The following is a 23,685-nucleotide window of genomic DNA, read 5'->3' as shown; positions in this document are numbered from 1 at the left end:
TGTCCCACAACCGTGGCTACTTCGGCTAAGTGGCAACCCGGGCAGCTCGCTGCCTTCGCCGGTCTCCGGCTGACGCCCTTTTTTGGCGTTCTACTTCGGTGGTGCTTATTCCACCTAAAGGCTCTTCAGAGCGCTTTCTACATTCACGAGAGGAGGTTTTATGTCTCGTTTTCTTTGATGCGGCGGTTTTCCGCCTTTGGCTCGTCCTTGGACGATTTTTTTCAATTCACGATAGGAGGTGATCTTCGTCGTTCTCACCGGGGCCGTAAGGCCAACTGGTAGCCCGATCCTCAGCGCCACAGCGCTAACGATCGGAAGCTAATTGGGCTTCAGGCCTGGGGACTGGTGTCCCGTGACCTTTACCGAGAAAACTCTCGGACTGCGTATCGCTCTCAGGTGCGTAGTGGTCATCCAAACTCACCAAACTGAGATGACGCACCATGAAAGACCTGAACTACCAGCTAAAGCGGTTATGCCGGCAAAACAAAGACGGCAGCTATTCAACACAGGCCAACCGGTCACGGATGTTGGACCAGATGGCCCATCAGCTTCACGAGCTGGGCTATCGGCGTATGGGTGCTCAATCGATCAAGCCGAAGCATATCAGCGCCCTGACTGACCTGTGGAAAGAACAGGGGCTGAGCATTGGCTCCCAGAAAAACCGGCTTTCCGCGCTGAGATGGTGGGCTGGAAAGGTCGGGAAAGGCCACATCATCGCCAGAGACAACGCGGAATATGGCATTGAGACAAGAAGCGCAATCCCAGCAGAGTCCAAAGCGCAGACGCTGACGCCAAGTCAGATCAACGGAGTCGACGATCCGTACATTCGGCTCAGTCTGAGACTCCAGCAGGAATTTGGGCTTAGGCGCGAGGAGGCGATCAAGTTTCGGCCCAGCTACGCGACCCAGAAAGAAGCGATAGAGCTCAAGGCCAGCTGGACCAAGGGTGGAAGATCAAGAACGATACCAATCCTGACCGAAAGACAGCGAGTGCTCCTTAGTGACATTGAGCAGCTGGTCGGGAGCGGCGCACTGATCCCGCCCAATCTGAACTACGTTGAACAACTCAGGAAGTACGAGCGGCACACCAACAATGCTGAACTGAAGAATCTTCACGGGCTGCGCCATGGCTACGCTCAACGACGCTACGAACAGCTTACGGGCTGGAAATGCCCTGCAGCGGGAGGTCCCGATCGCCACCAGCTAACCCGAGAAGCCAAGCACCTTGACCGAAAGGCTCGGCTCACGATCAGCTCGGAGCTCGGTCACGCGCGGGAGCAGATCAGCGCGACTTACCTTGGCCGATAGAGAAGCCTCCGTCCCCTGCCCCACGATCGGAGCCAGCGAAGCTGCTCGGCTCCTGCGTTGTTGCCCCGAGACCGTCAAGCGCCGTGCTCGCGGTGGCCAGCTCCGCGGTCGTCGGGTCGGTCGGTCATGGGTATTTCTGAGATCGGACGTTTTGAACTACGTGCGGGGCTATACTGGTGCTGAGCGGTCGCCGCACCGATCATCAAGGAGAATGCAATCATGCAAATCTACCGACGTGGTAACAGCGGCAATTGGCAAGTCAGCTTCACCGCGCCAAACGGCAAAAGAGTACGCGTCAGTTCTGGGACTGCCGACAAACGGCAAGCCCAGGAATACGCGGACAACCTGAAAGCAGAGACATGGCGCATCCATAAACTGGGCGAACGTCCCCGCCGGTCCTGGAAGGAGGCCGTCGTCCGATTCATCGACGAAACCAGCCACAAGCGGACCCATGGCGATGACAAAGCCAAACTCCGCTGGCTGGACCGCTATTTCGGCCAGCTCTTGCTCGATGAGATTTCGGCGGATGTGATCAGCCAGGTTCGAGGGGACCTCCTTTCAGGCAACGGACCCAAGGCCGGCAAGAGTCACGGCAACACCAACAAGTACCTGGCCCTGGTTCGGTCGTTGTTGAGAAAGGCGGAACGGGAGTGGGAGTGGCTGGAGCGAGCCCCGATGGTGAAACTCACGACCACGCCTCACCGCAGCGAGTCCTTTCGCTGGCTCACTCAGTCCGACGCCCAATCGGTGTTGGGTTCGCTGGAAGCCGAAGGGCTGCTTCATACGGCAGAGATGATGCGTTTCACGTTGGCCACTGGACTGCGCGAAAGCAACGTCACGGGGCTCACCTGGAATCGTGTCGACCTCAGCCGTCGAGCAGCCTGGGTCGATGCGAATGCGTCAAAGTCGGGTCGCGCCCTGTCGGTGCCGCTGAACGATGACGCGCTGGTGGTGCTGCGCAAGCGACGGTTCGAGCATCCTACCCACGTGTTTTCGTTTAACGGGCGGCCCATTCAACGGGCCAACACCCGGGCGTGGAAGCAGGTGCTCAAGAACCTCGGCATGCGGCCACAGCCCGGCTGGCATCCGGAGAACTTCCGATGGCACGACCTTCGCCATACATGGGCCAGCTGGCACGTGATGGCCGGGACACCGCTGGAGGTGCTTCAGCGGCTCGGTGGATGGGCCAGCCTGGACATGGTGTTGCGGTACGCCCACCTGGCGCCGGGGCACATCGCGCCCTACGCGAACAATATTTCGAGCCGAAAATCGGCACAAAATTGGCACAAAACCGAGCAGGAGGCCTCGGCAGTTTAAGCTTTAGCGTGCGTAAACCACTGAATCAGAAAGATTAAAATGGTGCCGGAGCGCAGACTCGAACTGCGGACCTACGCATTACGAATGCGTTGCTCTACCAACTGAGCTACACCGGCAACCGGCGGGACGCGCATTATATTCTTGAGGCCTGGCTGTCACAAGCCGTTACACTTTCGGCGGATGACGATGCCCGGGCATGCGCGTATTCTTGCTCCCTATGGAATGGGCCCCAAAAAGCGGATTAGCGGTGGTTTTGGCTGCGGCCGGTTTGTGCGCTAGCTGCGCCCTGCCCCAGCAGCAGGCGGCAGAAACACCGGAGCCTGAGATTGCCGCTGTCGACGAGCCCGCCATTGACGTGGCGGCGCTGCAGGCCGATAACGCGCTGCTGCGGGAGCAGTCCAACAGCCAGGCTTTTGAGATCCGACAGCTCAAAGAGGAGCTGGCGGCAACCGAACTACGGCTGATTGCGGCCAGCGCGCAGGTGCAGCGCCTCAAGGTGCAGGTGGAGGAATCGCGGATTGCGGCTGATGACGCCATCGCTGAGGTGGTACGAACCCAGGCTCGCCTACGCGGCAACGTCAGCCGGGCTGACGCCGCTTCGAACATTGCCGAAGCCGAGGTGCTGCTGGCCGAGTTTTCCGACAACTCCACGCCGCAGCTGGAGAAGATCCGTGAGCAGCTTTCTGCTGCAGCCATCCAGTTTGAGGCCGGGAATTTCGGCGGCGCCATGTACCTCAGCAATCAGGCCAAGCGAGGGCTCTCCGGCGCCAAAAACCTGGTTGAGGCGCTGAGCCCGGTGCCCAACGAGGAGTCTTTTGGTGATCTGGTGCAGCTCTGGATCACGAAGGACAGCAATCTGCGCCAGGGTCCTGGCCTGGACCATCCGTCAATCACGGTGCTGGAGGAAGGGACCGAGGTTCAGGGCTACTCTTACAGCGGTGCCTGGGTTCGAGTACGCGTCGACGAGATGCTGGAAGGCTGGGTGTTCCAGCCGCTGCTCAGCCAGACGAATCCATCTCCGCAGGAATAACCTTGAGTCCGGGGCTGGTGGCAATCGCGGTGCGATTTCTGCCCTGATCTTTGGCCTCGTACAGCGCGGCGTCAGCTCGCCGAATTAACAGATCGCCGGTCCTGCCGTGTTCGGGGAACGCGGCAACGCCGATACTGGCCGTCAAGTGCAGCTCGTTCTGATCAAAGTGCAGCGGCGTTGAGGCCACCGCCAGGCGCAGCCGTTCCGCCAGCTCGAAAGCGTGCTTGGCGTCCACCTTGGGCAGCAGCACAACAAACTCTTCGCCACCGTAGCGAGCGGCGTAGTCGCTCTTCCGCAAGGTGTCCCGGATGTGCTCAGCGATCTGCCGGATCGCCTGATCACCGGCGACGTGCCCGTACTGGTCATTCAGCGCCTTGAAATGGTCGAGGTCGATCATCAGGATCGCAAATGGCAGCCGCGCGTCTGCGCTGGCTTTCACCAGCCGCTCCAGACGATCGTTCAGGTGCTGACGGTTATACAGCCCCGTCAGCGAATCGGTATTGGACAGCACCTTCAGGCTGCGGTTTTGGGCCCGCAGCTTCTGGCTCGCGTTCTCGACCTGCTTCCGCCCCGCCTCGAGCCGCTCCACCATGTTGTTGAAGACGCGCGTGAGATAGGCGATTTCGTCTTTGCCGCGAACCTTGATGCGCACGTTAAGGTCTCCGCTGGCAACCTGCGTAGCGCCCTGAGTCAGGCGCCGCAGCGGCGCCAGGGTGCGGGTTGAGAAGATGTAAGCAATTCCAGCCATAGCCAGCATCAAAGACGTGCTGATGATTATGGTGAGCTGTCGGAAGCTTCGGATCTCCGCATAGGCTTCGATCGAGTCTCGCTCCGCCAGCACTGCCCAGGGTGTGCTCGGCAGTTCGCTCATCCGCGCGACAACCTCCGTACCGTCCTGATGCCAGAAGTTCACCGTATTGCCGCCGCGAAGACGGGCCAGCAGCGACTCGCCGAGCAGGTCATTGTCATGAACCGCCGAATCTTCGTTGTGGGCAATCACTCGGCGCTGGTCGTCCAGCAGGCAGATCGACTCACCGGTTGCGGCGCTGATGCGGTTCAGCAGGTTTGTCAGCTGACGCACCCTCACGCGGCTGGTTATGAATCCCAGCCGCTCACCGGCGTAGTCCGTCATGTGGTAGCCAACCAGCAGAGAGCTGGGCGGTCCCGGTTGGAATGGAGTTTCCAGATCGTCCAGCACACTCGCCTTCAGCCAGCTCGGCGGCAGCTCCAGCGCCGTGCTCTCGGTGGACACCACCAGCTCGCCGTTCGGCCGGTAAATCGCCAGCCCGAGCACGTCCGGAGAACGTCGCATGACCGAGTCGAGGTAGGTCACAATCGCCTTACGAGAATCCGGTTCAGCGTCCATCGCCCCGGCGATGTTGCTGACAATCGGCGTTGCGCCGCTGTATATCTGCAGCGCCTGCCGACGCTGCTCTAGCCATTTGCTGGCCTCACGCGCGGCATTCTCGGCCGTCATCTGCAGGCCCTGGCTGATCTTGTCCTGCTGCAGCGTCAGGCTGTTGTTGTAGTGGAGCAGCCCGAGCACCACAGACGGCACGAGCGTCGCCATCAAGGCGAAGATCGAAACCTTCGCCTTGATGCTGCGCAGCATCTGGAATTTTGCCGTTGTGGGAGCAGGTTGGCTCACGGTTTTATTGTTTTGACCCCTATGACTGTCGGCAGTCTACCCGACTGAAAAAGAAACCAAGAGAGATTCCCGTCGCAAATTATTGTTTTTTATAGCGAATCGTGAACTATTTCACACAATTACAACATTTGGCGGAAAATATTCCCACAATTTGAGTGCAAATGCCCGCAAAAATTCAGTCCGACTGCTGGTTTTCCGGAGCGTTGCGGAAGCCCCATACCACCAGAAAGACGGCAGCAACGGTGATCGCGGAGTCTGCGATGTTGAAAGCAGGCCAATGCCACTGGCGGTAGTAGACGTCGATAAAGTCGATGACGTAGCCCAGGCGGATGCGGTCGATGACGTTGCCCAAGGCACCGCCGACAATCAGCGCGAGGGGCACGGCGGTGCGCCAGTCAGAGCGCGGGGTGCGCGATAGCCAGACCAGCAGCACTGCGCTGATCACCACCGCCAGCCCGGTAAAGAGCCAACGCTGCGCCCCGCCCGGCACGTTCAGGAAGCTGAAGGCCGCGCCAAAGTTATATAGCAGCGTCCAGTTCAGCCCGGGAAACACCGGAATGCTCTCGAAGCGCTCCAGGCTGTCGACCGCAATCCACTTGGTCAGCTGATCGAGGGCAATAATCACCCCCGACAGCCAAAGCCAGGGCAACGCGCCGCCCGGTTTCATGCAAAGTGCCGGGTTTCGCCCTGGCCGACGACGTTGACCAGGCAGCGACCACACAGATTGGGATGCGCCAATGACATCCCGATGTCTGCGCGCCGATGCCAGCAACGCTCACACTTCTCGTAGCTGCTGCGCGACACGGTCAAAGCGATTTCCTGCTCGTCCACCGTCGCCGTGAGGGCGTCATCAGGCTTGTCCTCAAGCGGGAACAAGCCAGCGCCGGAGGTGATCAAGACAAACCGCAGCTCGTTGTCGATAGGCAGCAGCTTTTGATAGAGCGCTGCCGGCAGATAGACCGACACCTCAGCGTCCAGCGACGCGCCGATGTCACCTTCCCGGCGCAGCGCCTCCAGCTCGGGGCTGACCGCCTCGCGCACCGCCAGCACCAGTCGCCAGAATTCGTCGTCACACGCATCGTCTTCGGGTTTGGCAGGGAGCGCTTCGTACCAGGTTTCCATGAACACGCTGTCGGCCCGCTCGCCGGGCATGGCCTGCCATATCTCCTCGGACGTGAAGCTGAGGATGGGCGCGAGCCAGCGCGCCATCGCTTCCAGAATATGATGCATTGCCGTCTGCGCCGACCGGCGCGCGCGGCTGTCCGGCTGCGTGGTGTACAGACGGTCTTTGATCACATCCAGATAGAAGGCACCCATGTCCACGGAACAGAAGTGATGGATCTTCTGGAAGATCTGGTGGTACTGATAGTCGCCGTAGGCGCTGATCACCGCCTGCTGTAATTCGTGAGCGCGCCCCATGGCCCATCGATCTAGTGCCAGGCAGTCTTCCACCGGCATGACGTCGGTGGCCGGGTCGAATCCATTGAGGTTACCCAGGAGGTATCGCGCCGTGTTGCGGATCCGCCGGTAGGAATCTGACACCCGCCGCAGGATCTCCTCAGAGACAGACATCTCATAGCGATAGTCCGCCGCAGCGACCCAAAGCCGAAGAACGTCAGCGCCGAGCGAGTTCATTACCTTCTGCGGCTCGACCGCATTACCCTCCGACTTCGACATCTTTTTGCCGTCAGAATTGACGGTGAAGCCGTGGGTCAATACCTGTCGGTAGGGCGCGCGGCCATGCATCGCCACGCTGGTCAGCAGCGACGACTGGAACCAGCCCCGATGCTGATCGGAACCTTCCAGGTACATGTCAGCGATTTCTGGCAGCTCTTTCCGCCGAGCCAGCACACAATAATGAGAGGCGCCGGAATCGAACCATACGTCCAGGATGTCGGTGACCTTTTCATAGTCCGCCGCCTCATCACCGATGAGCGTGGTCGGGTCGAGGTCGTACCAGGCGTCTACACCCTCAGCCTCGACCAGGTCGGCCACTTTGCGCATCAGCTCCGCACTATCCGGATGCGGCAGATGGGTTTCCTTATGGGCGAAGATCGCGATTGGCACACCCCAGGTACGCTGCCGGGAGATACACCAGTCGGGACGGCTTTCGATCATGCCCTGCATGCGCTGCTCGCCCCAATCGGGCACCCAGCGTACGTCCGGGATTGTCGCCAGCACGTTTTTGCGCAGCCCTTCCTTCTCCATAGAAATAAACCACTGCGGCGTGACCCGAAACGCTGTGGGCGTCTTGTGCCGCCAGCAGTGGGGATAGCTATGCGTGTAGTCTTCGGCCTTTAGGAGCACGTCGTTTTCGCGAAGCACTTCGATGATGTGATCGTTGGCTTTCCACACGTGCTCGCCGGCAAAGATCGGGGTGCCTTCGACAAACAATCCGTTGTCTCCCACCGGGTTGACCACGGGAAGCTCGTATTGGGCACCCACCTCAAAGTCCTCCTGACCGTGGGCCGGCGCCGTATGAACGCTACCGGTACCCGCTTCGGTGGTGACGTGATCCCCGAGAATCAGAGGCACCTGGCGGTCGTCGAAGGGATGTTTGACCTGCACCAGCTCCAGCGCGGCGCCTTTGGCGGAACCCAGCACCTCTGGCTCACCCTCGGCGCCGTAGCGCTGCAGGCAGGTTTCCGTCAGTTCGCCGACGAGCACCAGCAGGTGATCCGCGCCGAAGCGCACCAGCTGATAATCAAACTCGGGATGCAGAGACACCGCCTGGTTGGCCGGCAGGGTCCAGGGTGTGGTGGTCCAGATGACCACGCTGACCCGCTCGCCCTGAAGGTCGTAGCCAAAACGCTTTGCCAGGTCGCCCGGATCCACCGCGTCGAACGCGACGTCGATGGCCGGCGAGGTTTTGTCCATGTACTCGATTTCGGCTTCCGCCAACGCTGAGCCGCAGTCAAAACACCAGTGCACGGGCTTCGCGCCGCGAACCAGATGCCCTTTATCGATGATCTGCGACAGCGCACGCAGCATGTCGGCTTCGTACTGGAAGTTCAGCGTCTGATAGGGGTTGTCCCAATCGCCGATGCCGCCGAGGCGCTTGAAGCCGTCGCGCTGCACGTCGATCTGCTTCAGCGCATATTCGCGACAGCGCTTCCGAAACTCGGCAGCATCCACCTTCTGCCCGACCTTGCCCACCTTCTTTTCGACCTGGAGTTCGATCGGCAGACCATGACAGTCCCAGCCAGGTACGTACGGCGAGTAATAGCCGTCGAGCATGCGCGACTTCACGATCATGTCTTTCAGGATCTTGTTGACCGCGTGACCCAGGTGAATCGCGCCATTGGCATAGGGCGGGCCGTCATGGAGCACCCAGGTCTTGTCGCGCGAGGCGTTGTGCTCGCGAATTTTCTCGAAATGCCCGCTCTCCGCCCATTGCTTGAGCATCTGCGGCTCACGCTGAGCCAGGTTGCCTTTCATCGGGAAAGACGTTTTTGGCAGATTCAGCGTTTCTTTGTAGCTATTGGTCACTTTCTATCCTTGTCAGGCCGCCAGGAGCTCACGCGCCTGCCTGGCGTCCTCATGCATCTGGACTGTCATCGTATCCAGGTCGTCAAATTTTTCTTCGTCCCGCAGCTTGGCCACCAGCGTCACGTCCAGATGGGTGCCATAGAGGTCACCGCTGAAATCGAACACGTGCACCTCCAGCAGCGTTTCTTTACCGCCCACCGTAGGCCGGGTGCCGATGCTGGCCACTCCAGGCTGCTGCGTCAAGCCACCGCCCGAAACCCGAACGGCAAAGATCCCGTTGATTGGGGTGCTGCGCCGGTGCAGCCGGATATTCGCGGTCGGAAAGCCGAGGGTCCGGCCCAGCTGCTGGCCTCGCACCACCCGGCCGTACATGCCAAAGGGCCGTCCGAGCAGGCGCCCCGCCGCGTCCATGTCGCCGTCAGCCAATACGCGGCGGATGCGCGTACTGCTCACCCGCTCGTCGTCGACACACACCGCCGGCATGGCGACCACCTCAACGGCGCCCCCGAAGCCAAGGCTTTCGACCGTACCGGCCCGATCCCGGCCAAAGCGAAAGCCTTCCCCGACCACCACCAGCTGGGGGTTGATGCCCTTGATCAGGTACTGCACAAACTCATCGGCCGACAGCGACGCCAAATAGCGGTTGAAACGCATCAGCCAGACGGCGTCCAGATGCTGGCGGGATAGCTGTCGAATCCGCTGCGAGGCGTTATAGATTCGACCCGGCGCTTTCTCCGGCGCAAAGTACTCGCGCGCCAACGGCTCAAAGGTAACTAGCACTGCCGCCAGCTCCCTTGCCGCCGCCTCTTTTTCGACCCGGTCGATCAGGGCCTGATGCCCCAGATGGATGCCGTCAAAATTGCCGATGGTCGCCACACAGGCGGGCGCAATCGGCTGGCGCAAATCCAGGTCGCGAAAGAGCTTCACTGTTGGTATGAAAAGCAGCACATAAGCGGTCGAGTATAGCCAGCGGCAGGGGCAAAAACGAGCTTAGTCAGACTCCTGCCAGGACTGCGAGGGTCGTACCGGAACCCGCATGACGAGCGCCAGCAAACCATAGCTTGCTGCAGCTGTGATCACACACAGCGACAGCCATCGAACACGCTCCAGCAGCGTGGCCTCCAGCCACCGCTCCGCGGCCGGTGCGAGGGTCAGAACAATCGCCAGAATGGCCGCACAACCCAGCACCATAAACAGGCTGCTGCGTAGCCAGCGAGCGTTGTGCACGATCACCCCCTCCCGCCGCAGCTGCCGGTACAGCAGCGAGGCGTTCAGATAGCCCGACAGCGAGCTGGCGGCAGCCAGCCCCGCATGCGGTGGCGCGACGGGGTAACGCATGAGCAGCACCACAAACAGCACGTTCAGCACCATGTTGGACACCATGGCGATCACCGCCACCCGCACCGGTGTGCGCGTGTCCTGTCGTGAGTAAAACGCCGGCGCCAGCACCTTGATCGCCACAAACGCCGGCAGCCCGGCGCCGTAGGCGATGACGCTCGCTGCGGTGTTGATCACGTCCGTGTCGGCGAAGCTGCCGTAGTTAAACAGCGTGGCCACCAGCGGCTGCGCCAGCAGGATCAAGCCGAGCGCCGCCGGCAGCGCAATCATCAATCCCAGCCGCAATCCCCAGTCCAGGGCCGCCGAAAAGCCCTGGCCGTCGGCACCGGCGTGAAGCCGCGACAGCGTCGGCAGGATGACGGTGGACAGCGCGATGCCAAAAAGCCCCAGCGGGAATTCCAGCAGCCGATCGGAGTAGTAAAGCCACGTGATGCTGCCCACGGAGATCAATGAGGCGATCAGCGTATCCAGCATGATGTTGAGCTGGGCTACTGACGAGCCAAACAGTGCCGGCAGCATCAGCTTGCGGATCCGAACTACGCCCTCGTGATGCCAGTTCCAGCGCGGTCGTGGCAGCAGGCCCAGACGCATTAGCGAAGGAATCTGGAAAGCGAGCTGAATGATCCCGGCAGCCAGCACGCCCCAAGCCAGCGCCTTGATCGGTTCGGCCATGCGCGGTGCCAACGCCAGCGCGGCGGTGATGAGCGCCACGTTGAGCAGCACCGGCGTGAAGGCCGGGACGGCAAAGCGTCCAAAGCTGTTCAGCACGCCACCAGCCAACGCCGTGAGGCAGATCGCGAGCGCGTACGGAAAAGTGATGCGCAGCATGTCGGTCGCCAGCGCAAACTGGCCGGCTTCGCCGATAAAACCCGGCGCAAAGATGGCGACCAGCACCGGTGCCGCCATCATTCCGACGGCCACGATCACCAGCAGCACCGCGGTCAGGGCGCCGGCGACCGCGTCGAGCAAACCTTTGAGCTCCTCGGGTGAGCGCTGCGCTCGGTATTCGGAGAACACCGGCACAAACGCGAGGGAAAAAGCCCCCTCGGCAAACATGCGCCGCAGCAGGTTCGGGACCTTCAGCGCCACGTAAAAGGCATCGGTTGCGGCGCTCGCGCCGAAGCTTCGCGCGAGCACCACATCGCGCACAAAACCCAGCACCCGCGACAGGAGCGTCATCAGGCTGACAATCCCGGTGGCCTTAAGGAGCTTCAACGCCCAAACCCGGCTCTAGCACGACGACCACAAGGTTGATAAAAACCTCGGACGGCGGCATACTAGCGCGCTTTTTTTGATTCGGAGTTATCACCGTGGCGCACTCAGTATCGGCCCGCAAACGCATCCGGCAGGCCAACAGCCGCCGAACTCACAACGCATCGATCCGTTCGAATTTTCGGACGGTGATCAAGAAGGTCCTCGCGGCGGTTGAAGCCGGCGACAAGGACGCTGCCCAGCAAGCGTATCAGGCCGCCGTGCCTGTGATCGACAAGGTCAGCGCCAAGGGCCTGATTCATAAGAATAAAGCGGCTCGTCATAAGAGTCGGCTGAATAAGGCTATTCAGGCGCTGTCCTGAGCGTCATCCGCTTCCGGGCCGGCCTGCCGGCCCGCAAGCACCGCGTCACCCTCCTCCGTTAGACCAGGCTCAGCGCCGTCCGCTTCCGCTGCTGCCTGCTCGTCGAGCGTTTCCACGGCCGCCATCGAGTCGTTTTTGAGTGCGTCGAGGCCTGTGCCGGACACCGCCGAAACCACGTAGTGTGGCGCCTCCCAGCTCAAGTCCGCCAAAACCTTCGCCACACGATCCGTCAACTCGTCCTCTGCCATGAGGTCGGCTTTGTTGAGAATCAGCCAGCGCGGCCAGCCGACCAGTGCCGGATCGAACTTCTCCAGTTCCTGTTCAATACGCTGGACCTGCTCGGCCGGATCCGAGCCGTCCAGCGGCGCCAGATCAACGACGTGCCACAGGATGCGGGTACGCTGGATATGTTTCAGGAACTGAATCCCCAGCCCGGCCCCGTCAGCAGCCCCTTCGATCAAGCCCGGAACGTCAGCGACCACATAGCTTCGGCCCCGGTCCATGCTGACCACACCTAAGCTTGGATAGAGCGTCGTGAACGGATAGTCCGCCACCTTGGGGGTTGCCGCTGAGACGGCGCGCACCAGCGTCGATTTGCCGGCGTTGGGAAATCCGACGAGGCCCACATCCGCCAGCAGCTTCAGCTCCAGGTGCAGCTCGCGCTCTTCGCCGGGCACTCCGGGTGTGGTCTTGCGGGGGGCCTGGTTGGTGGACGATTTGAAGCGCGCGTTGCCTTTACCGCCTTCCCCGCCACGGGCAACCAGCAGCTTCTGCCCGTCGGCCGTCAGATCGCCGATCAGCTCTTCCGTCTCACAGACCTGCACCAGCGTGCCGATGGGAACCGGGATCATCAGGTCATCACCGCCCGCGCCCGTTCGATTTTTACCAGCGCCGTCCGTGCCTCGCTGGGCGCGGAAGATTCTCTGATGACGAAAGTCCACCAGGGTATTGAGCCGCTCGTCAGCCAGCAGATAAACGCTGCCACCCTGACCACCGTCACCGCCGTCCGGTCCGCCTCGAGGGACATACTTCTCGCGACGGAAGCTCAGAGCCCCGTTGCCGCCATTGCCGGCAAGGACCCTGATCCGTGCTTCATCAACAAATTTCATTCAAGGTCACGCTGTCCAAATCGGCCGCGCCGTAATTATCGGCGACGAAAAGGCAAAAAAAAACGCGGGCCTGGGCCCGCGTCTGGCAAATCGGTGGCATGTGCTCTGAGTTTCAGAGCGCCGCTGCGGCCAGGCTTAGGCCTCGAGCGGCTCCACGGCAACAAACTTGCGGTTCTTAGGGCCCTTCTGGGCAAACGTTACGCGTCCATCAACCAGGGCAAACAGCGTGTGATCTCGTCCGAGACCCACGTTTTCACCAGCGTGGAAGCGGGTGCCGCGCTGGCGAACCAGGATATTGCCGGCTTTCACCGCCTCACCGCCGTAGCGCTTGACGCCCAGATACTTAGGGTTCGAATCGCGACCGTTGCGGGTACTACCGCCTGCTTTCTTATGAGCCATGGATCAGTCCTCGTTCTTGGCCTGCTCAAGCTCCGTCGCCTGAGTGAGCCAGTTATCTCGTTCAATGCGACCCTTAAAGTTCAGCACTTCGTCCACCTGAGCGATCTGCTCCGGCGTAAAGGCCGCAATCTGACTGTAGTGGTAGATGCCCAGCCCATTGAGCTTGCGCTCGAGCACCGGACCTACGCCGGAAATACGCTGCAGGTCATCCGGCTCACCGTTTGGACCGTCCAGGAACTTCAGCGCGGGCGCTTCAGCGTCAGCGGCCGGCTCGGCCTTCGGTTCCGGCTTGGGCTCTGCCTTCGGCTTGGCTTCAGCCTTGGGCTTGGCGGCGGGCTTGCTGCCGGCAGCGCCGACACCCACAATCTCCAGCTCGGTGTAGTACTGGCGATGGCCCATTTGCTTACGGCTGTGCTTACGGCGACGGAATTTGACGATTCTGATCTTATCGCCCCGACCGTGGCCCACAACGCGAGCCTGCACCACGCTACCGCTGACCAGCGGCTCACCGATTGTCACGTCGTCGCCGTCGGCGACCAGCATCACCTGGTCAAGCTCGATTTGGGCGCCTTCGTCAGCATCCAGCTTTTCTACGCGAATCCGGTCACCGGGTTCAGCGCGATATTGTTTGCCACCAGTGGCGAAAACAGCGTACATCGTCGTGCTCCAGAAAAGTTGGCCACAAAAGAGCGAGGATGCTACCGAATGAGCGGCTCTCAGTCAACGATCGCCGCAAGAAATATTAGACACGGTCGAGCTTTGCGCGGGCGCCCCGAACGCGCTTATAGTTATCGGTTTCCCCTCGCAAACGGGCCGCAGGATTTATGGATCAGATCTCCATTCGGGGCGCACGAACACACAACCTGGCGAACGTGGACCTGGAGCTGCCGCGCGACCAGCTGATTGTGTTTACCGGCCTTTCCGGGTCAGGCAAATCATCGCTCGCGTTCGACACGATCTACGCTGAGGGGCAGCGTCGCTACGTCGAGTCGCTGTCCGCCTACGCGCGGCAGTTTCTGTCGATGATGGAAAAGCCCGACGTCGACCATATCGAAGGCCTGTCGCCGGCCATCTCTATCGAGCAGAAGTCCACCTCTCACAACCCGCGATCGACAGTCGGCACCATTACGGAAATCTACGACTACCTGCGGCTGCTGTACGCGCGGGTGGGGATCCCTCGCTGCCCGGATCACGACGAGGTGCTGGACGCGCAAACCGTCAGTCAGATGGTCGATCAGGTGCTCGCACAGCCTGAGGGGTCGCGCCTGATGCTGCTGGCGCCCGTGGTTAAAGAACGAAAAGGCGAGCACGTGCAGGTGTTCGACGAGCTCCGCTCGCAGGGTTTTGTGCGTGCGCGGGTGGACGGGAAGGTGGTTGACCTGGACAACGTTCCCGAGCTGGCGCTGCGGGTGAAACACACCATCGAAGCGGTTGTCGACCGATTTAAGGTGCGGGAAGACATGAAGCAGCGCCTGGCGGAATCGTTTGAAACCGCCCTCAACCTCGCGAACGGCGTGGCGCGCGTCGTGAGCATGGACGATGACGGCACCGAGCTTGTGTTCTCCTCAAAGTTCTCCTGCCCGGTGTGCGGCTACAGCCTGCCGGAACTGGAGCCGCGGCTGTTCTCCTTTAATAATCCCACCGGCGCCTGCAGCACCTGTGACGGCCTGGGCGTGATTCAGGTGTTCGATCCCGACCGCGTGGTTGCGCATCCCGAGCGGAGCCTTGCGGGCGGTGCGGTTCGCGGCTGGGACCGCCGCAACGCTTATTATTTCCAGCTCATCAAGTCGCTGGCCAAACACTACAAGTTCGACATCGAGACACCTTTTAAGGAGTTGCCCGCTTCGGTCCGAAAGGTGGTGCTCCAGGGTTCCGGCGAGCAGAAAATTAAGTTCTCTTATTTAAACGAGGGCGGTGACCGCTGGGAACGCCAGCATCGATTCGAGGGGATTATTCCGAACCTTGAGCGACGCTATCGGGAAACCGAGTCGCCGATGGTGCGCGAAGAGCTCAGCCGTTACATCTCCGAGAAGGTCTGTCCGGATTGTGAAGGCCAGCGTCTCAACCGGGGCGCGCGGCACGTGTTCGTCGGCGAGGACAACCTGCCGACCATGACCCGCCTGCCGGTGGGTCAGGCGCTCGATCGATTCGAGGCGCTCAAGCTCCAGGGCTGGCGCGGAGAGATCGCGGACAAGATTGTTAAGGAGATCCGCGAAAGGCTGTCTTTTCTGGTAAACGTTGGCCTTGATTACCTGACCCTTGAGCGTCAGGCCGACACGCTGTCAGGCGGTGAGGCGCAGCGCATCCGGCTGGCCAGCCAGATCGGTGCCGGGCTGGTCGGCGTGATGTATGTGCTGGACGAGCCCTCCATCGGCCTTCATCAGCGCGACAACGAACGGCTGTTGAGCACCCTGTTCCGCCTGCGCGACCTGGGCAATACGGTCATTGTGGTCGAACACGATGAGGAGGCCATTCGCTGCGCTGATCACGTGGTGGATATCGGCCCAGGCGCAGGTGTGCACGGAGGTCAGATTGTGGCCGCCGGCCCCGCGCAGGAGATCGAGCAATGCAAAGAATCGGTCACAGGCCAGTATCTGAGCGGCAAGCGCCGGATTGAAATCCCCGCCGAGCGCACGCCGGTCGACAAAAAACGTATGCTCAAGGTCTTTGGCGCGGCCGGCAATAACCTTAAAAAGGTCAACCTCGAGGTGCCGGTAGGGCTGCTGACCTGCGTCACGGGCGTCTCGGGCTCCGGCAAATCCACCCTGATTAACGACACGCTCTACCGCCTGGCCGCGGCTGAGATCAACGGCAGCAACACCCGGCCCGCGCCGCATCGCAGGATCACGGGCCTGGACCAGTTCGACAAGGTCGTGGAAATCAACCAGAGCCCCATCGGTCGGACGCCCCGCTCCAATCCCGCCACCTATGCGGGGCTGTTTACGCCGATCCGCGAGCTGTTTGCCGGCACCCAGGAGTCGCGTTCGCGGGGATACAAGCCTGGGCGCTTCAGCTTCAACGTTCGCGGCGGACGCTGCGAGGCGTGCCAGGGAGACGGCATGATCCGGGTGGAGATGCACTTTCTCCCCGACGTGTACGTGCCTTGTGACGTGTGCAAAGGCCAGCGCTACAACCGGGAAACGCTGGAGGTGCGCTACAAAGGCCTCAACATCCACCAGGTGCTGGAGCTGACCGTCGAGGACGCGCTGGAGTTCTTCAGCCCGGTGCCTGTCGTGGCGCGCAAGCTTCAGACGCTGATGGACGTGGGGCTCTCCTATATCCAGCTTGGCCAGGCCGCCACCACCCTATCGGGCGGCGAAGCGCAGCGCGTCAAGCTGGCAAAAGAGCTTTCTAAACGGGATACGGGCAAGACGCTTTATATCCTCGACGAACCCACGACAGGTCTGCACTTTCACGATATCGAGCAACTGCTGGGCGTACTCCACCGGCTTCGAGACCACGGCAACACCATTGTGGTCATCGAACATAACCTGGACGTGATCAAGACCGCGGACTGGGTGATCGACCTCGGGCCGGAGGGCGGCGATGGTGGTGGAGAAATCCTGGTGACAGGCACGCCGGAAAAAGTGGCAGAGCACCAGCCGTCTCACACGGCACGGTTTCTTCGGGAAGCGCTCGGCACGCCCGCCGCACGGCGACGCCGCAAGAGCGCCTAGGGTACGGCTCGGGTTAGCGTCTCAGCTTTGAGCAGGAACGGCGGCGGGGCGGGGCGCGCGGCGGCGAACCGGCGGCTGATCATATTCGGTACTGAGCCACATAATGGCTCGCGGAACGCTGTTGAACGACTCCTGGATCAGCGAACGGGCGTTCAGGCTTTTCCATTGCGCTCGGGCCGGCCCGGCGTTAGGCAGGATGAGCGCCTGACGCCGAAGCCCTTCGTCAACCAGCTGCGGAAACCACGATGCTGCAACCCAATTCCAAAGTTCATCGGGGATTTTCCGCGAGTCTCGAAGGTCGATCGCCCAGCTGACCGAGTTGGTTTGGCAGCGGCTGTCCCGCATTCGGGAGAAGAACGTACTGACCCCGCGAAAGCCGTGCATGCTGTTCCGAACGACGGCCAGCATGCACTCGCTCCCCTCAATCCATGAGATGTCGAAGTCGCTCGAACGCGACAGGCTTTGATGCATCGCTGAATCCTTAGCTCAACACTTTCGCCCAGTCATACTAGTTGAATCGGGAACTTGTCACTGTAAACCAAAGTGTCATCGTCAACTGCATCACACTTTGAAAGACAACACGTTGGGGCAACACGGGCTTTACATAGGCGAAGAATCAATCGAGGATATTCGCCATGTACGTTGATTCGTCAACAGTTGGTGGGCTTGTCGACGCGCTGGCGGCCGTTCCGCGGGCGGCGGATGAACAGCTCATGGTGCTCACGTCGCATGGCGTTCCGGAAGGCCTGCCGGCTCTGGCCAAAGCGCTCCATGCTCGCAACATTCCGGCCTTTGGGGCGGCGTTTCCGGGCATTTTTGCCGACAATGCATTTCATGAGACGGGCGCCATCGGCCTGCCGGTGGCCTTACGCGGCTCGCCGAGAATTGTCGATAACAGCCGGAGCGCCTGGGCGCTGCTTCCCGAAGCCACTAGCGGTGACCTATCGGCAACCAAACACACGGCCATACTGTTTTTTTGCTCCCCGAACTATGAGGTCAGCGAACTGATCACACAGGTTTATGATCGTTGGGGGCCGATGGCCAGCTACCTGGGCGGCGGGGCCGGTTCCGCCTTCTATCGCGGCGGCCCGTCGGTGTTTGCCGGGCCCGATACCACCAACCGCGGCGCGGTGCTCGCTATCGCCAGGATGCACACGACGCTCGACGTCACCCATGGCTGGGAGCCGGTTGCCGGCCCCCTGCTCGCCTCACGGTGCAGTCGAAACGTCATCCACGAACTCAACTGGCAACCCGCGGTCACTATGTACCGCAATACGCTGCCCGGCAGTTTGGAAATCAGTGACGAGCAGGATCTCATTTCCCGCGTGTTCCCCCAGTTCCCGCTCGCTGTCGGCGAGAATGACAGCGGCCAATGTGTGGTTCGGTCGCCGCTGGGTATCGACGACAACGGCGGGCTGGTGTTCGCCTGCGGTGTCGCAGAAAACACCACGCTGTACATCGCGCAGGCGACCCCGGAAAAGCTGCGCGAGGCGACGGAGGAACTCACGGTATTAGCGCCCACCGAAGAAACCGTCCGCTACAGCCTCATGATCAGCTGTGTATCCCGTCAAACCTATCTCGGCCAGTCGCGTTTCGTCGACGAGCTTGAAGCCGTCGGACAGCGAGCCGGCAGCCCGGCTTACGGTATCGCCAGTATTGGCGAAATCGCCAGCAACGGCGAACGGTATTTCGAAACGCATAGCAAAGCGCTGGCGGTGGCCCGGATACATGCGTAAACGCGCCCAGGACCGCCGACAGTCGTCGCTGAGCTTGCCGGGTACAGTCCACGGCCTGCTCAAGCTTTACAACCTTGCCCTGGCGATCCAGGGCAGTAATGACCCCTACCCGCTCTGCCAGACGTTCATCAGCGAAATTGTGCGGAACCTGAAGCTGTCCTACGGAGCGGTCTGGCTTCACGACGATGGGGACGAGGCAGAGCCCCCCGGTCTGGCACGGTTTGCCAGCTATCCTCGCGCTCGTGACGGTGCAGACCGCGTCGCGGCTGATCACCGCATGGTTGAGCTGATTGAGCAGGGAGAGCCGGTCCGGCTAACCGATAGTGACCCCGACTACGCGCAGGTCATGCTGGAACAACGTACCGGCCACGGCGTTCAGGTGCTCTTCAAGCTCCAGCGGATCGGATTGCTCAAGCTTTACTGCACCAACCCCGAGGTGCTGTCGGACGATGAGGTGCATCGACTGCGACGGGTCGTCGATCGCTTCGGCGATGCGCTCCACGGTTCGTTTGCGGCCCGGCGCCTGCGCGAAGAAATCAGCCAGCGGGAGCTAACCGAAGACAAGCTAAGCCAAGCGAGGCTGTTTTCACAGGCGGTGTTTGATGCGTCTCCCGACATCATTTTCCACAAGGACACCAGCGGCCGGATTATCGGCGGCAACCGGGCATTCCGCGAATTCTGGCAGACTGAAACGCCGCCAGGGGGCGTTCCGCACAGCAAAATCTTGACGCCCAGCGTGGCTGCGATCACCGCCTCGCAGGATCAACAGGTCATCGAGTCGGGCACAGCGCAACAGTTTGAACTTCAGACGCCGACACCGTCCGGCAAGCTCGCCACCATGGAAGTCACTCGCGCGCCGGTCTTTGATCACGAAGGACGCATCACCGGCGTGCTGGGGGTTGCGCGCGACGTGACGCAGCGGGTTGAGACGCTGTCTAAGCTGCTCACCCGCAACCGGGCGCTGGAGTCCATCGGCGACGGCGTTGTTATCCTGCTGGCCGGCGGAGACATGCCGGTGCTCTACGTCAACGATGCCTTCGTCCGGATTTGTGAGCGTCCCGCCGACCAGCTCATCGGCATCAACGCCCGAGACGTTAATCTCCTGGACACCGATCTGGAGACGCGGCTCAAGGTTCGCGAGGCGGTGACCAGCAATCGGTCGTACAGTTTTTTCGGGGAAGGCCGTCGCCGCAGCGGTGGGACTATCGCCTGCGAGGTCACCATGGATCCGGTGCTCGATGACCAGGGCGAGGCGACTCATTATGTCGGCATTGTCAAAGACGTCACGGAAAAAACCCGGCTGGCGCGGGAGCTGCAGCAACGACAGAAGATGGACGCGGTGGGGCGCCTGACCAGCGGCATCGCCCACGACTTCAATAACATGCTCGCGACGATTCTTGGTTTCTCCGAGCTGGCGGAGTATCGCGCACAAGAGACCGAAGACCCACAGCAGCAGGAGTTTCTTGAAAGCATCCGCGGTGCGGCTGAGAACGGCCGGGAGCTAGTTTCCCAGCTGCTCACCTTCAGCCGATCGGCGCCAGCGGAGGCCACTTCGGTGGTCAACGCTGATGAGTCGATCCAGGCTTCACTTAAACTCATCCGTCCGCTGCTGCCCGAGCGGGTGACGCTGGACTACACCTGCGAGAATTCGGACACGCTCCTGGGTATCGACGCCGTCAGCCTGGAGCGGCTGCTGATGAATCTTTGTCTTAATGCCCGAGATGCCATGGGTACCAGCGGCTCGATCATGCTTTCGCTGGCAGAAGCGGACCTGACCGGCCGGGTATGCGACATCAGCCTAGCCCGTCTGTCAGGCGAGTATCTGACGCTCTCGGTTAGCGACACGGGCGGCGGTATCGCTGATCACATTCGCTCCCGGATCTTCGAACCGTTTTTTACCACCAAGCGACCAACCCAGGGCACCGGCATGGGGCTGTCGGTGGTCCAAGGTATTGTCCAGGCGCACCGCGGCAACGTCCTGATCGAAACCAACCCCGACATGGGCACCACCATCACGGCAGTTTTTCCAAAGATCGATCCCGAAACGGAAAGGCCGGTGGCAACCGACGTCGCCGCCGCGCCGGGCAACGCGTCGCTCAGCGGAAAACGGATTTTGGTGGTCGACGACGACCGTCAGGTAGCGGCCTTTCTGCGCGAACTCTTTGTCCAAGCGGGCATGAATGTTGAGCTGGCCTACGATGGCTCGATGGGCTTCAAGCTGTTCAGCGACCGGCCCACCGACTTTGACGTGCTGATCACCGACCAAACCATGCCGGGTATGAGCGGCATCGAGCTGATCCAGGAGGTCCGAAGCTTGCGGCAGGAGACGCCCTGCGTGATGCTCACAGCCTTTAGCCAGTTTGCCGATGAGGCCAGCGCCGCTGCGGTCGGCATCGACCGGCTGCTGCGCAAACCTACCGACAACAAAACCCTGCTGCGCACTGTGGCGGAACTGATTTGACCCAAACCTGATGCGCGGAGATCGACGAGAGGCGGACCGGCGGTTCAGCGGGGACTGGCAAGCGCTGGTAAAGCTGGTGCCGTTCTTCATGGAATTCCCGCTGCGGGTATTTCTGGCGATGGGCTTTCTGATCGCCGCCAAGGTAGCGACCGTGCTGCTGCCCATCGCCATGAAACACATCGTCGACTCGCTCGATTCATCAGCCAATCCCGTGCTGGTGGTGCCTCTGGCCCTGGTGCTCGGCTACGGCGCGCTGCGGCTGGCAACGATTATTTTTGGGGAGATCAGGGACACCATTTTTGGCCGCGTGACCGAACGTGCAATGCGCCGGATCGGCCTGAAGGTCTTCAAACATCTGCACCAGCTGGAGCTGGCGTTCCACCTCCAGCGCCGTACCGGCGGACTCGCCCGGGACATTGACCGGGGCACCAACGGCATCAGCTTTTTGATGCGTTTCATGCTGTTTAACATCCTTCCAACGCTGCTCGAGATCGGCCTGGTCGCCATCATTCTGGCGGTCAATTTCAGCTGGGAATATCCGCTCATCGTGTTTGTCGCGGTGGTGATCTACATCGCCTTCTCGGTTGTGGCAACCGAATGGCGCACGGGTTTTGTCCGGGAAATGAATGCCGCCGACAACCAGGCCAATACGCGCGCCATCGATAGCCTGCTGAACTTTGAGACGGTGAAGGTTTTTGCGAGCGCACCTTTCGAGGCCGCTGAGTACGACCGGAACCTGGCGTCCTGGGAGCAGGCCCGGCGGCACAATCGGCTGTCGCTGGCGGCACTCAACATCGGTCAGGCGTTTGTGGTCTCGGGCTCCATGACGGCGATCATGCTGCTGGCAGCAAGCGGCGTGGCCAACGGTGACCTCACGCTGGGTGACCTCGTAATGGTCAATGCCTACATGATGCAGCTGTTTATCCCCCTAAACTTCCTCGGCTTTGTCTACCGCGAGATCAAGCGCGCCCTGGCGGACGTCGAGGCGGTTTTTGAGCTGCTGCGCCAGCCGCCGGCGATTACCGACATCGATGACGCGCCGCCGCTCAACATCACCGAAGGCGCGGTACGATTCGAAAACCTCGCTTTTCGCTATGTTGAAGACCGCGCCCTGCTCAACAACTTCTCGCTGGAGCTCAAGCCCGGCCAAAAGCTCGCGGTGGTTGGACCCAGCGGGTCGGGTAAGTCGACGCTGGTGCGCCTGCTGTTTCGACTCTATGAGCCGGACGCTGGACGGATTCTGATCGACGGGCAGGATATCCGCGAGGTGACACAACAGAGCCTGCGCGAGCAGATTGGCGTGGTGCCCCAGGACACCGTCCTTTTCAACAACACCATCGCCTACAACATCGGCTACGGCGTACCCGAGGCCAGCATGGATGAGATCCGGCAGGCAGCCGCCGCCGCCAATCTGACGAGCTTCATAGACCAGCTTCCCGACGGTTTCGAGACTCAGGTCGGAGAACGGGGCCTCAAGGTGTCCGGCGGCGAAAAGCAACGAATCGCTATCGCGAGGATGCTGCTGAAACAGCCACCGATTATGGTTTTTGACGAGGCCACCTCAGCGCTGGATTCCGCTTCGGAGCGCGCCATTATGGGCGCACTCGATGATCTGGCCGCCAACCGGACCACGCTGATGATCGCCCACCGGCTGGCAACGGTGGTCAACGCCGATCAGATTGTGGTGATGCGTGACGGACACGTGGTTGAGCAGGGCTCTCACCAACAGCTGATCGCCGCGGACGGCCAGTACGCCGCCATGTGGACCCTGCAGTCCGAGCAGCAGGTGCCCGAGTCAGTCTGAGGAATTGGCTGAACGCTGCTTTAGACAGGTGGCAAAGATCCCGCGAAGGATATGAATCTCGGTCTCGCTCGGGGCCGTACGCTGAACCAGCCGTCGGAGCCGCTTTTTGAGCGTGATTGACTGACGCCCTTCTAGAAAACCGATGGCCTCCAGCGTCTGCTCGAAGTGTTCCATCAGCCCCTCAACCTGGTGGGCCGGAGCGGGCTCGTGCTCCGGCATCTGGGGGACAGCAGCCTCACCGGCGGCCAGCGCCGCGACGCGCACCTCGTAGCAGACTACCTGGACCGCAGAACCCAGGTTAAGCGAGCTGTAATCCGGGTTGCTGGGGATATTCACCAGCGCGTGGCAGCGGTCGATTTCGCTGTTGTCCAGGCCCGACTTCTCGGTACCAAAGAGCAGCGCCGTGACCGACCCAGATGTCTGAGCAAACGCCCTTTCTGCGGCCTCCCGTGGAGGCACCTGATCCAGCGGTACGGAGCGAAGCCTGGCGCTGGTCCCCAGCACCAGATGCACGCCTTTAAGCGCCTCATCGAGGCTCTCGACCACACGGGCGTTGGCCAGCACGTCGTCTGCGCCGGAGGCACGGGCCGTGGCTTCAGCGCTCGGAAAGCTGGCGGGATTGATCAAAACAAGCTGCGTCAGGCCCATGGTTTTCATGGCGCGGGCCGCAGCTCCGATGTTCCCAGGATGGGAAGGATGGCTTAGTATGACGCGTATCTGTTCCAGCATCTGCTAATTGTAACTCGCCGAGTGAATCTCCTGCCGCCAACTACGTTGCTGGCGGGGGCTTAAGTCC

General features: G+C 61.2%; 17 protein-coding genes, 1 tRNA gene and 2 pseudogenes. 9 read left to right on the top strand and 11 right to left on the bottom strand.

Annotated features, from left to right (window positions below; translation table 11 throughout):
* Nucleotides 1–440 precede the first annotated feature (440 nt).
* The 3 genes and pseudogenes from AAF358_25065 to AAF358_25055 all read left to right on the top strand — a co-directional run bounded on the left by AAF358_25065 (nucleotide 441) and on the right by AAF358_25055 (nucleotide 2,624).
* The gene (locus AAF358_25065) at nucleotides 441–1,307 is read left to right on the top strand and encodes a phage integrase N-terminal domain-containing protein (protein MEM7708844.1); all 867 of its coding nucleotides are present in this window, start codon (nucleotides 441–443) and stop codon (nucleotides 1,305–1,307) included.
* Nucleotides 1,225–1,464: pseudogene (locus AAF358_25060) on the top strand (helix-turn-helix domain-containing protein). Before AAF358_25065 ends, AAF358_25060 begins: the two are co-directional and overlap by 83 nt.
* A 62-nt stretch (nucleotides 1,465–1,526) precedes the next feature.
* A complete protein-coding gene (locus AAF358_25055; GenBank protein ID MEM7708843.1) occupies nucleotides 1,527–2,624 on the top strand; it encodes a site-specific integrase in 1,098 nt (365 codons plus the stop codon).
* A 40-nt stretch (nucleotides 2,625–2,664) separates the two neighbouring features.
* On the opposite strand, the gene AAF358_25050 is transcribed toward AAF358_25055, so the two are convergent.
* A tRNA-Thr gene (locus tag AAF358_25050) sits at nucleotides 2,665–2,740 on the bottom strand.
* Nucleotides 2,741–2,871: 131 nt separating this feature from the next.
* Here AAF358_25050 and AAF358_25045 point away from each other — a divergent pair.
* Nucleotides 2,872–3,654 (top strand): SH3 domain-containing protein, encoded by a 783-nt coding sequence (locus AAF358_25045; GenBank protein MEM7708842.1) that lies wholly within the window; start codon nucleotides 2,872–2,874, stop codon nucleotides 3,652–3,654.
* Here the strand turns inward: AAF358_25045 and AAF358_25040 are convergent.
* The 5 genes from AAF358_25040 to murJ all read right to left on the bottom strand — a co-directional run bounded on the left by AAF358_25040 (nucleotide 3,623) and on the right by murJ (nucleotide 11,344).
* The gene (locus AAF358_25040; GenBank protein MEM7708841.1) at nucleotides 3,623–5,302 is read right to left on the bottom strand and encodes a diguanylate cyclase; all 1,680 of its coding nucleotides are present in this window, start codon (nucleotides 5,300–5,302) and stop codon (nucleotides 3,623–3,625) included. The two genes, AAF358_25045 and AAF358_25040, sit on opposite strands and share 32 nt — an antisense overlap.
* Before the next feature lie 175 nt (nucleotides 5,303–5,477).
* Nucleotides 5,478–5,969, bottom strand: a complete 492-nt coding sequence (gene lspA / locus AAF358_25035) for a signal peptidase II (GenBank protein ID MEM7708840.1) — start codon at nucleotides 5,967–5,969, stop codon at nucleotides 5,478–5,480.
* On the bottom strand, nucleotides 5,966–8,740 hold the full coding sequence (gene ileS, locus AAF358_25030) for an isoleucine--tRNA ligase (GenBank protein ID MEM7708839.1): 2,775 nt from the start codon (nucleotides 8,738–8,740) through the stop codon (nucleotides 5,966–5,968). Before ileS ends, lspA begins: the two co-directional genes overlap by 4 nt.
* 63 nt (nucleotides 8,741–8,803) lie before the next feature.
* On the bottom strand, nucleotides 8,804–9,718 hold the full coding sequence (locus tag AAF358_25025) for a bifunctional riboflavin kinase/FAD synthetase (GenBank protein MEM7708838.1): 915 nt from the start codon (nucleotides 9,716–9,718) through the stop codon (nucleotides 8,804–8,806).
* 63 nt (nucleotides 9,719–9,781) lie between these two features.
* Nucleotides 9,782–11,344 (bottom strand): murein biosynthesis integral membrane protein MurJ, encoded by a 1,563-nt coding sequence (gene murJ, locus AAF358_25020; GenBank protein MEM7708837.1) that lies wholly within the window; start codon nucleotides 11,342–11,344, stop codon nucleotides 9,782–9,784.
* Nucleotides 11,345–11,439: 95 nt separating this feature from the next.
* On the opposite strand from murJ, the gene rpsT reads away from it, so the two are divergent.
* Nucleotides 11,440–11,703 (top strand): 30S ribosomal protein S20, encoded by a 264-nt coding sequence (gene rpsT / locus AAF358_25015; protein ID MEM7708836.1) that lies wholly within the window; start codon nucleotides 11,440–11,442, stop codon nucleotides 11,701–11,703.
* Here the strand turns inward: rpsT and obgE are convergent.
* The 3 genes from obgE to rplU form a co-directional block, all read right to left on the bottom strand.
* A complete protein-coding gene (gene obgE / locus AAF358_25010; protein MEM7708835.1) occupies nucleotides 11,688–12,812 on the bottom strand; it encodes a GTPase ObgE in 1,125 nt (374 codons plus the stop codon). The genes rpsT and obgE overlap by 16 nt on opposite strands.
* Nucleotides 12,813–12,947: 135 nt before the next feature.
* Nucleotides 12,948–13,211, bottom strand: coding sequence for a 50S ribosomal protein L27 (rpmA, locus tag AAF358_25005; protein MEM7708834.1), 264 nt, complete (start codon nucleotides 13,209–13,211; stop codon nucleotides 12,948–12,950).
* Between the two features lie 3 nt (nucleotides 13,212–13,214).
* Nucleotides 13,215–13,868: a 50S ribosomal protein L21 gene (gene rplU, locus AAF358_25000; GenBank protein ID MEM7708833.1), complete on the bottom strand. Its 654-nt coding sequence runs from the start codon at nucleotides 13,866–13,868 to the stop codon at nucleotides 13,215–13,217.
* A 167-nt stretch (nucleotides 13,869–14,035) separates the two neighbouring features.
* Between rplU and uvrA the strand changes: the two are divergent.
* Nucleotides 14,036–16,849: pseudogene (gene uvrA / locus AAF358_24995) on the top strand (excinuclease ABC subunit UvrA).
* 60 nt (nucleotides 16,850–16,909) lie between these two features.
* Here the strand turns inward: uvrA and AAF358_24990 are convergent.
* The gene (locus AAF358_24990; protein MEM7708832.1) at nucleotides 16,910–17,359 is read right to left on the bottom strand and encodes a hypothetical protein; all 450 of its coding nucleotides are present in this window, start codon (nucleotides 17,357–17,359) and stop codon (nucleotides 16,910–16,912) included.
* 164 nt (nucleotides 17,360–17,523) lie between these two features.
* Here AAF358_24990 and AAF358_24985 point away from each other — a divergent pair, with 164 nt between their 5' ends.
* Genes AAF358_24985 through AAF358_24975 form a run of 3 tightly spaced genes read left to right on the top strand, consistent with a single transcriptional unit; the run spans nucleotide 17,524 to nucleotide 22,889 of the window.
* On the top strand, nucleotides 17,524–18,624 hold the full coding sequence (locus AAF358_24985; protein ID MEM7708831.1) for an FIST C-terminal domain-containing protein: 1,101 nt from the start codon (nucleotides 17,524–17,526) through the stop codon (nucleotides 18,622–18,624).
* Nucleotides 18,617–21,085, top strand: a complete 2,469-nt coding sequence (locus tag AAF358_24980) for a PAS domain-containing protein (protein MEM7708830.1) — start codon at nucleotides 18,617–18,619, stop codon at nucleotides 21,083–21,085. The genes AAF358_24985 and AAF358_24980 overlap by 8 nt, the downstream gene beginning before the upstream one ends.
* 10 nt (nucleotides 21,086–21,095) lie before the next feature.
* Nucleotides 21,096–22,889: an ABC transporter ATP-binding protein/permease gene (locus tag AAF358_24975; protein ID MEM7708829.1), complete on the top strand. Its 1,794-nt coding sequence runs from the start codon at nucleotides 21,096–21,098 to the stop codon at nucleotides 22,887–22,889.
* Here AAF358_24975 and AAF358_24970 read toward each other — a convergent pair.
* Nucleotides 22,881–23,618: an RNA methyltransferase gene (locus tag AAF358_24970; GenBank protein MEM7708828.1), complete on the bottom strand. Its 738-nt coding sequence runs from the start codon at nucleotides 23,616–23,618 to the stop codon at nucleotides 22,881–22,883. The two genes, AAF358_24975 and AAF358_24970, sit on opposite strands and share 9 nt — an antisense overlap.
* Between the last annotated feature and the right edge of the window lie 67 nt (nucleotides 23,619–23,685).

This window comes from Pseudomonadota bacterium (assembly GCA_039033415.1).
In the GTDB taxonomy this organism is placed as follows: Bacteria; Pseudomonadota; Gammaproteobacteria; order Xanthomonadales; family SZUA-38; genus JANQOZ01.
The sequence above is the reverse complement of the archived record's forward strand: the minus strand, read 5'-3'. Positions and strand labels throughout refer to the sequence as shown.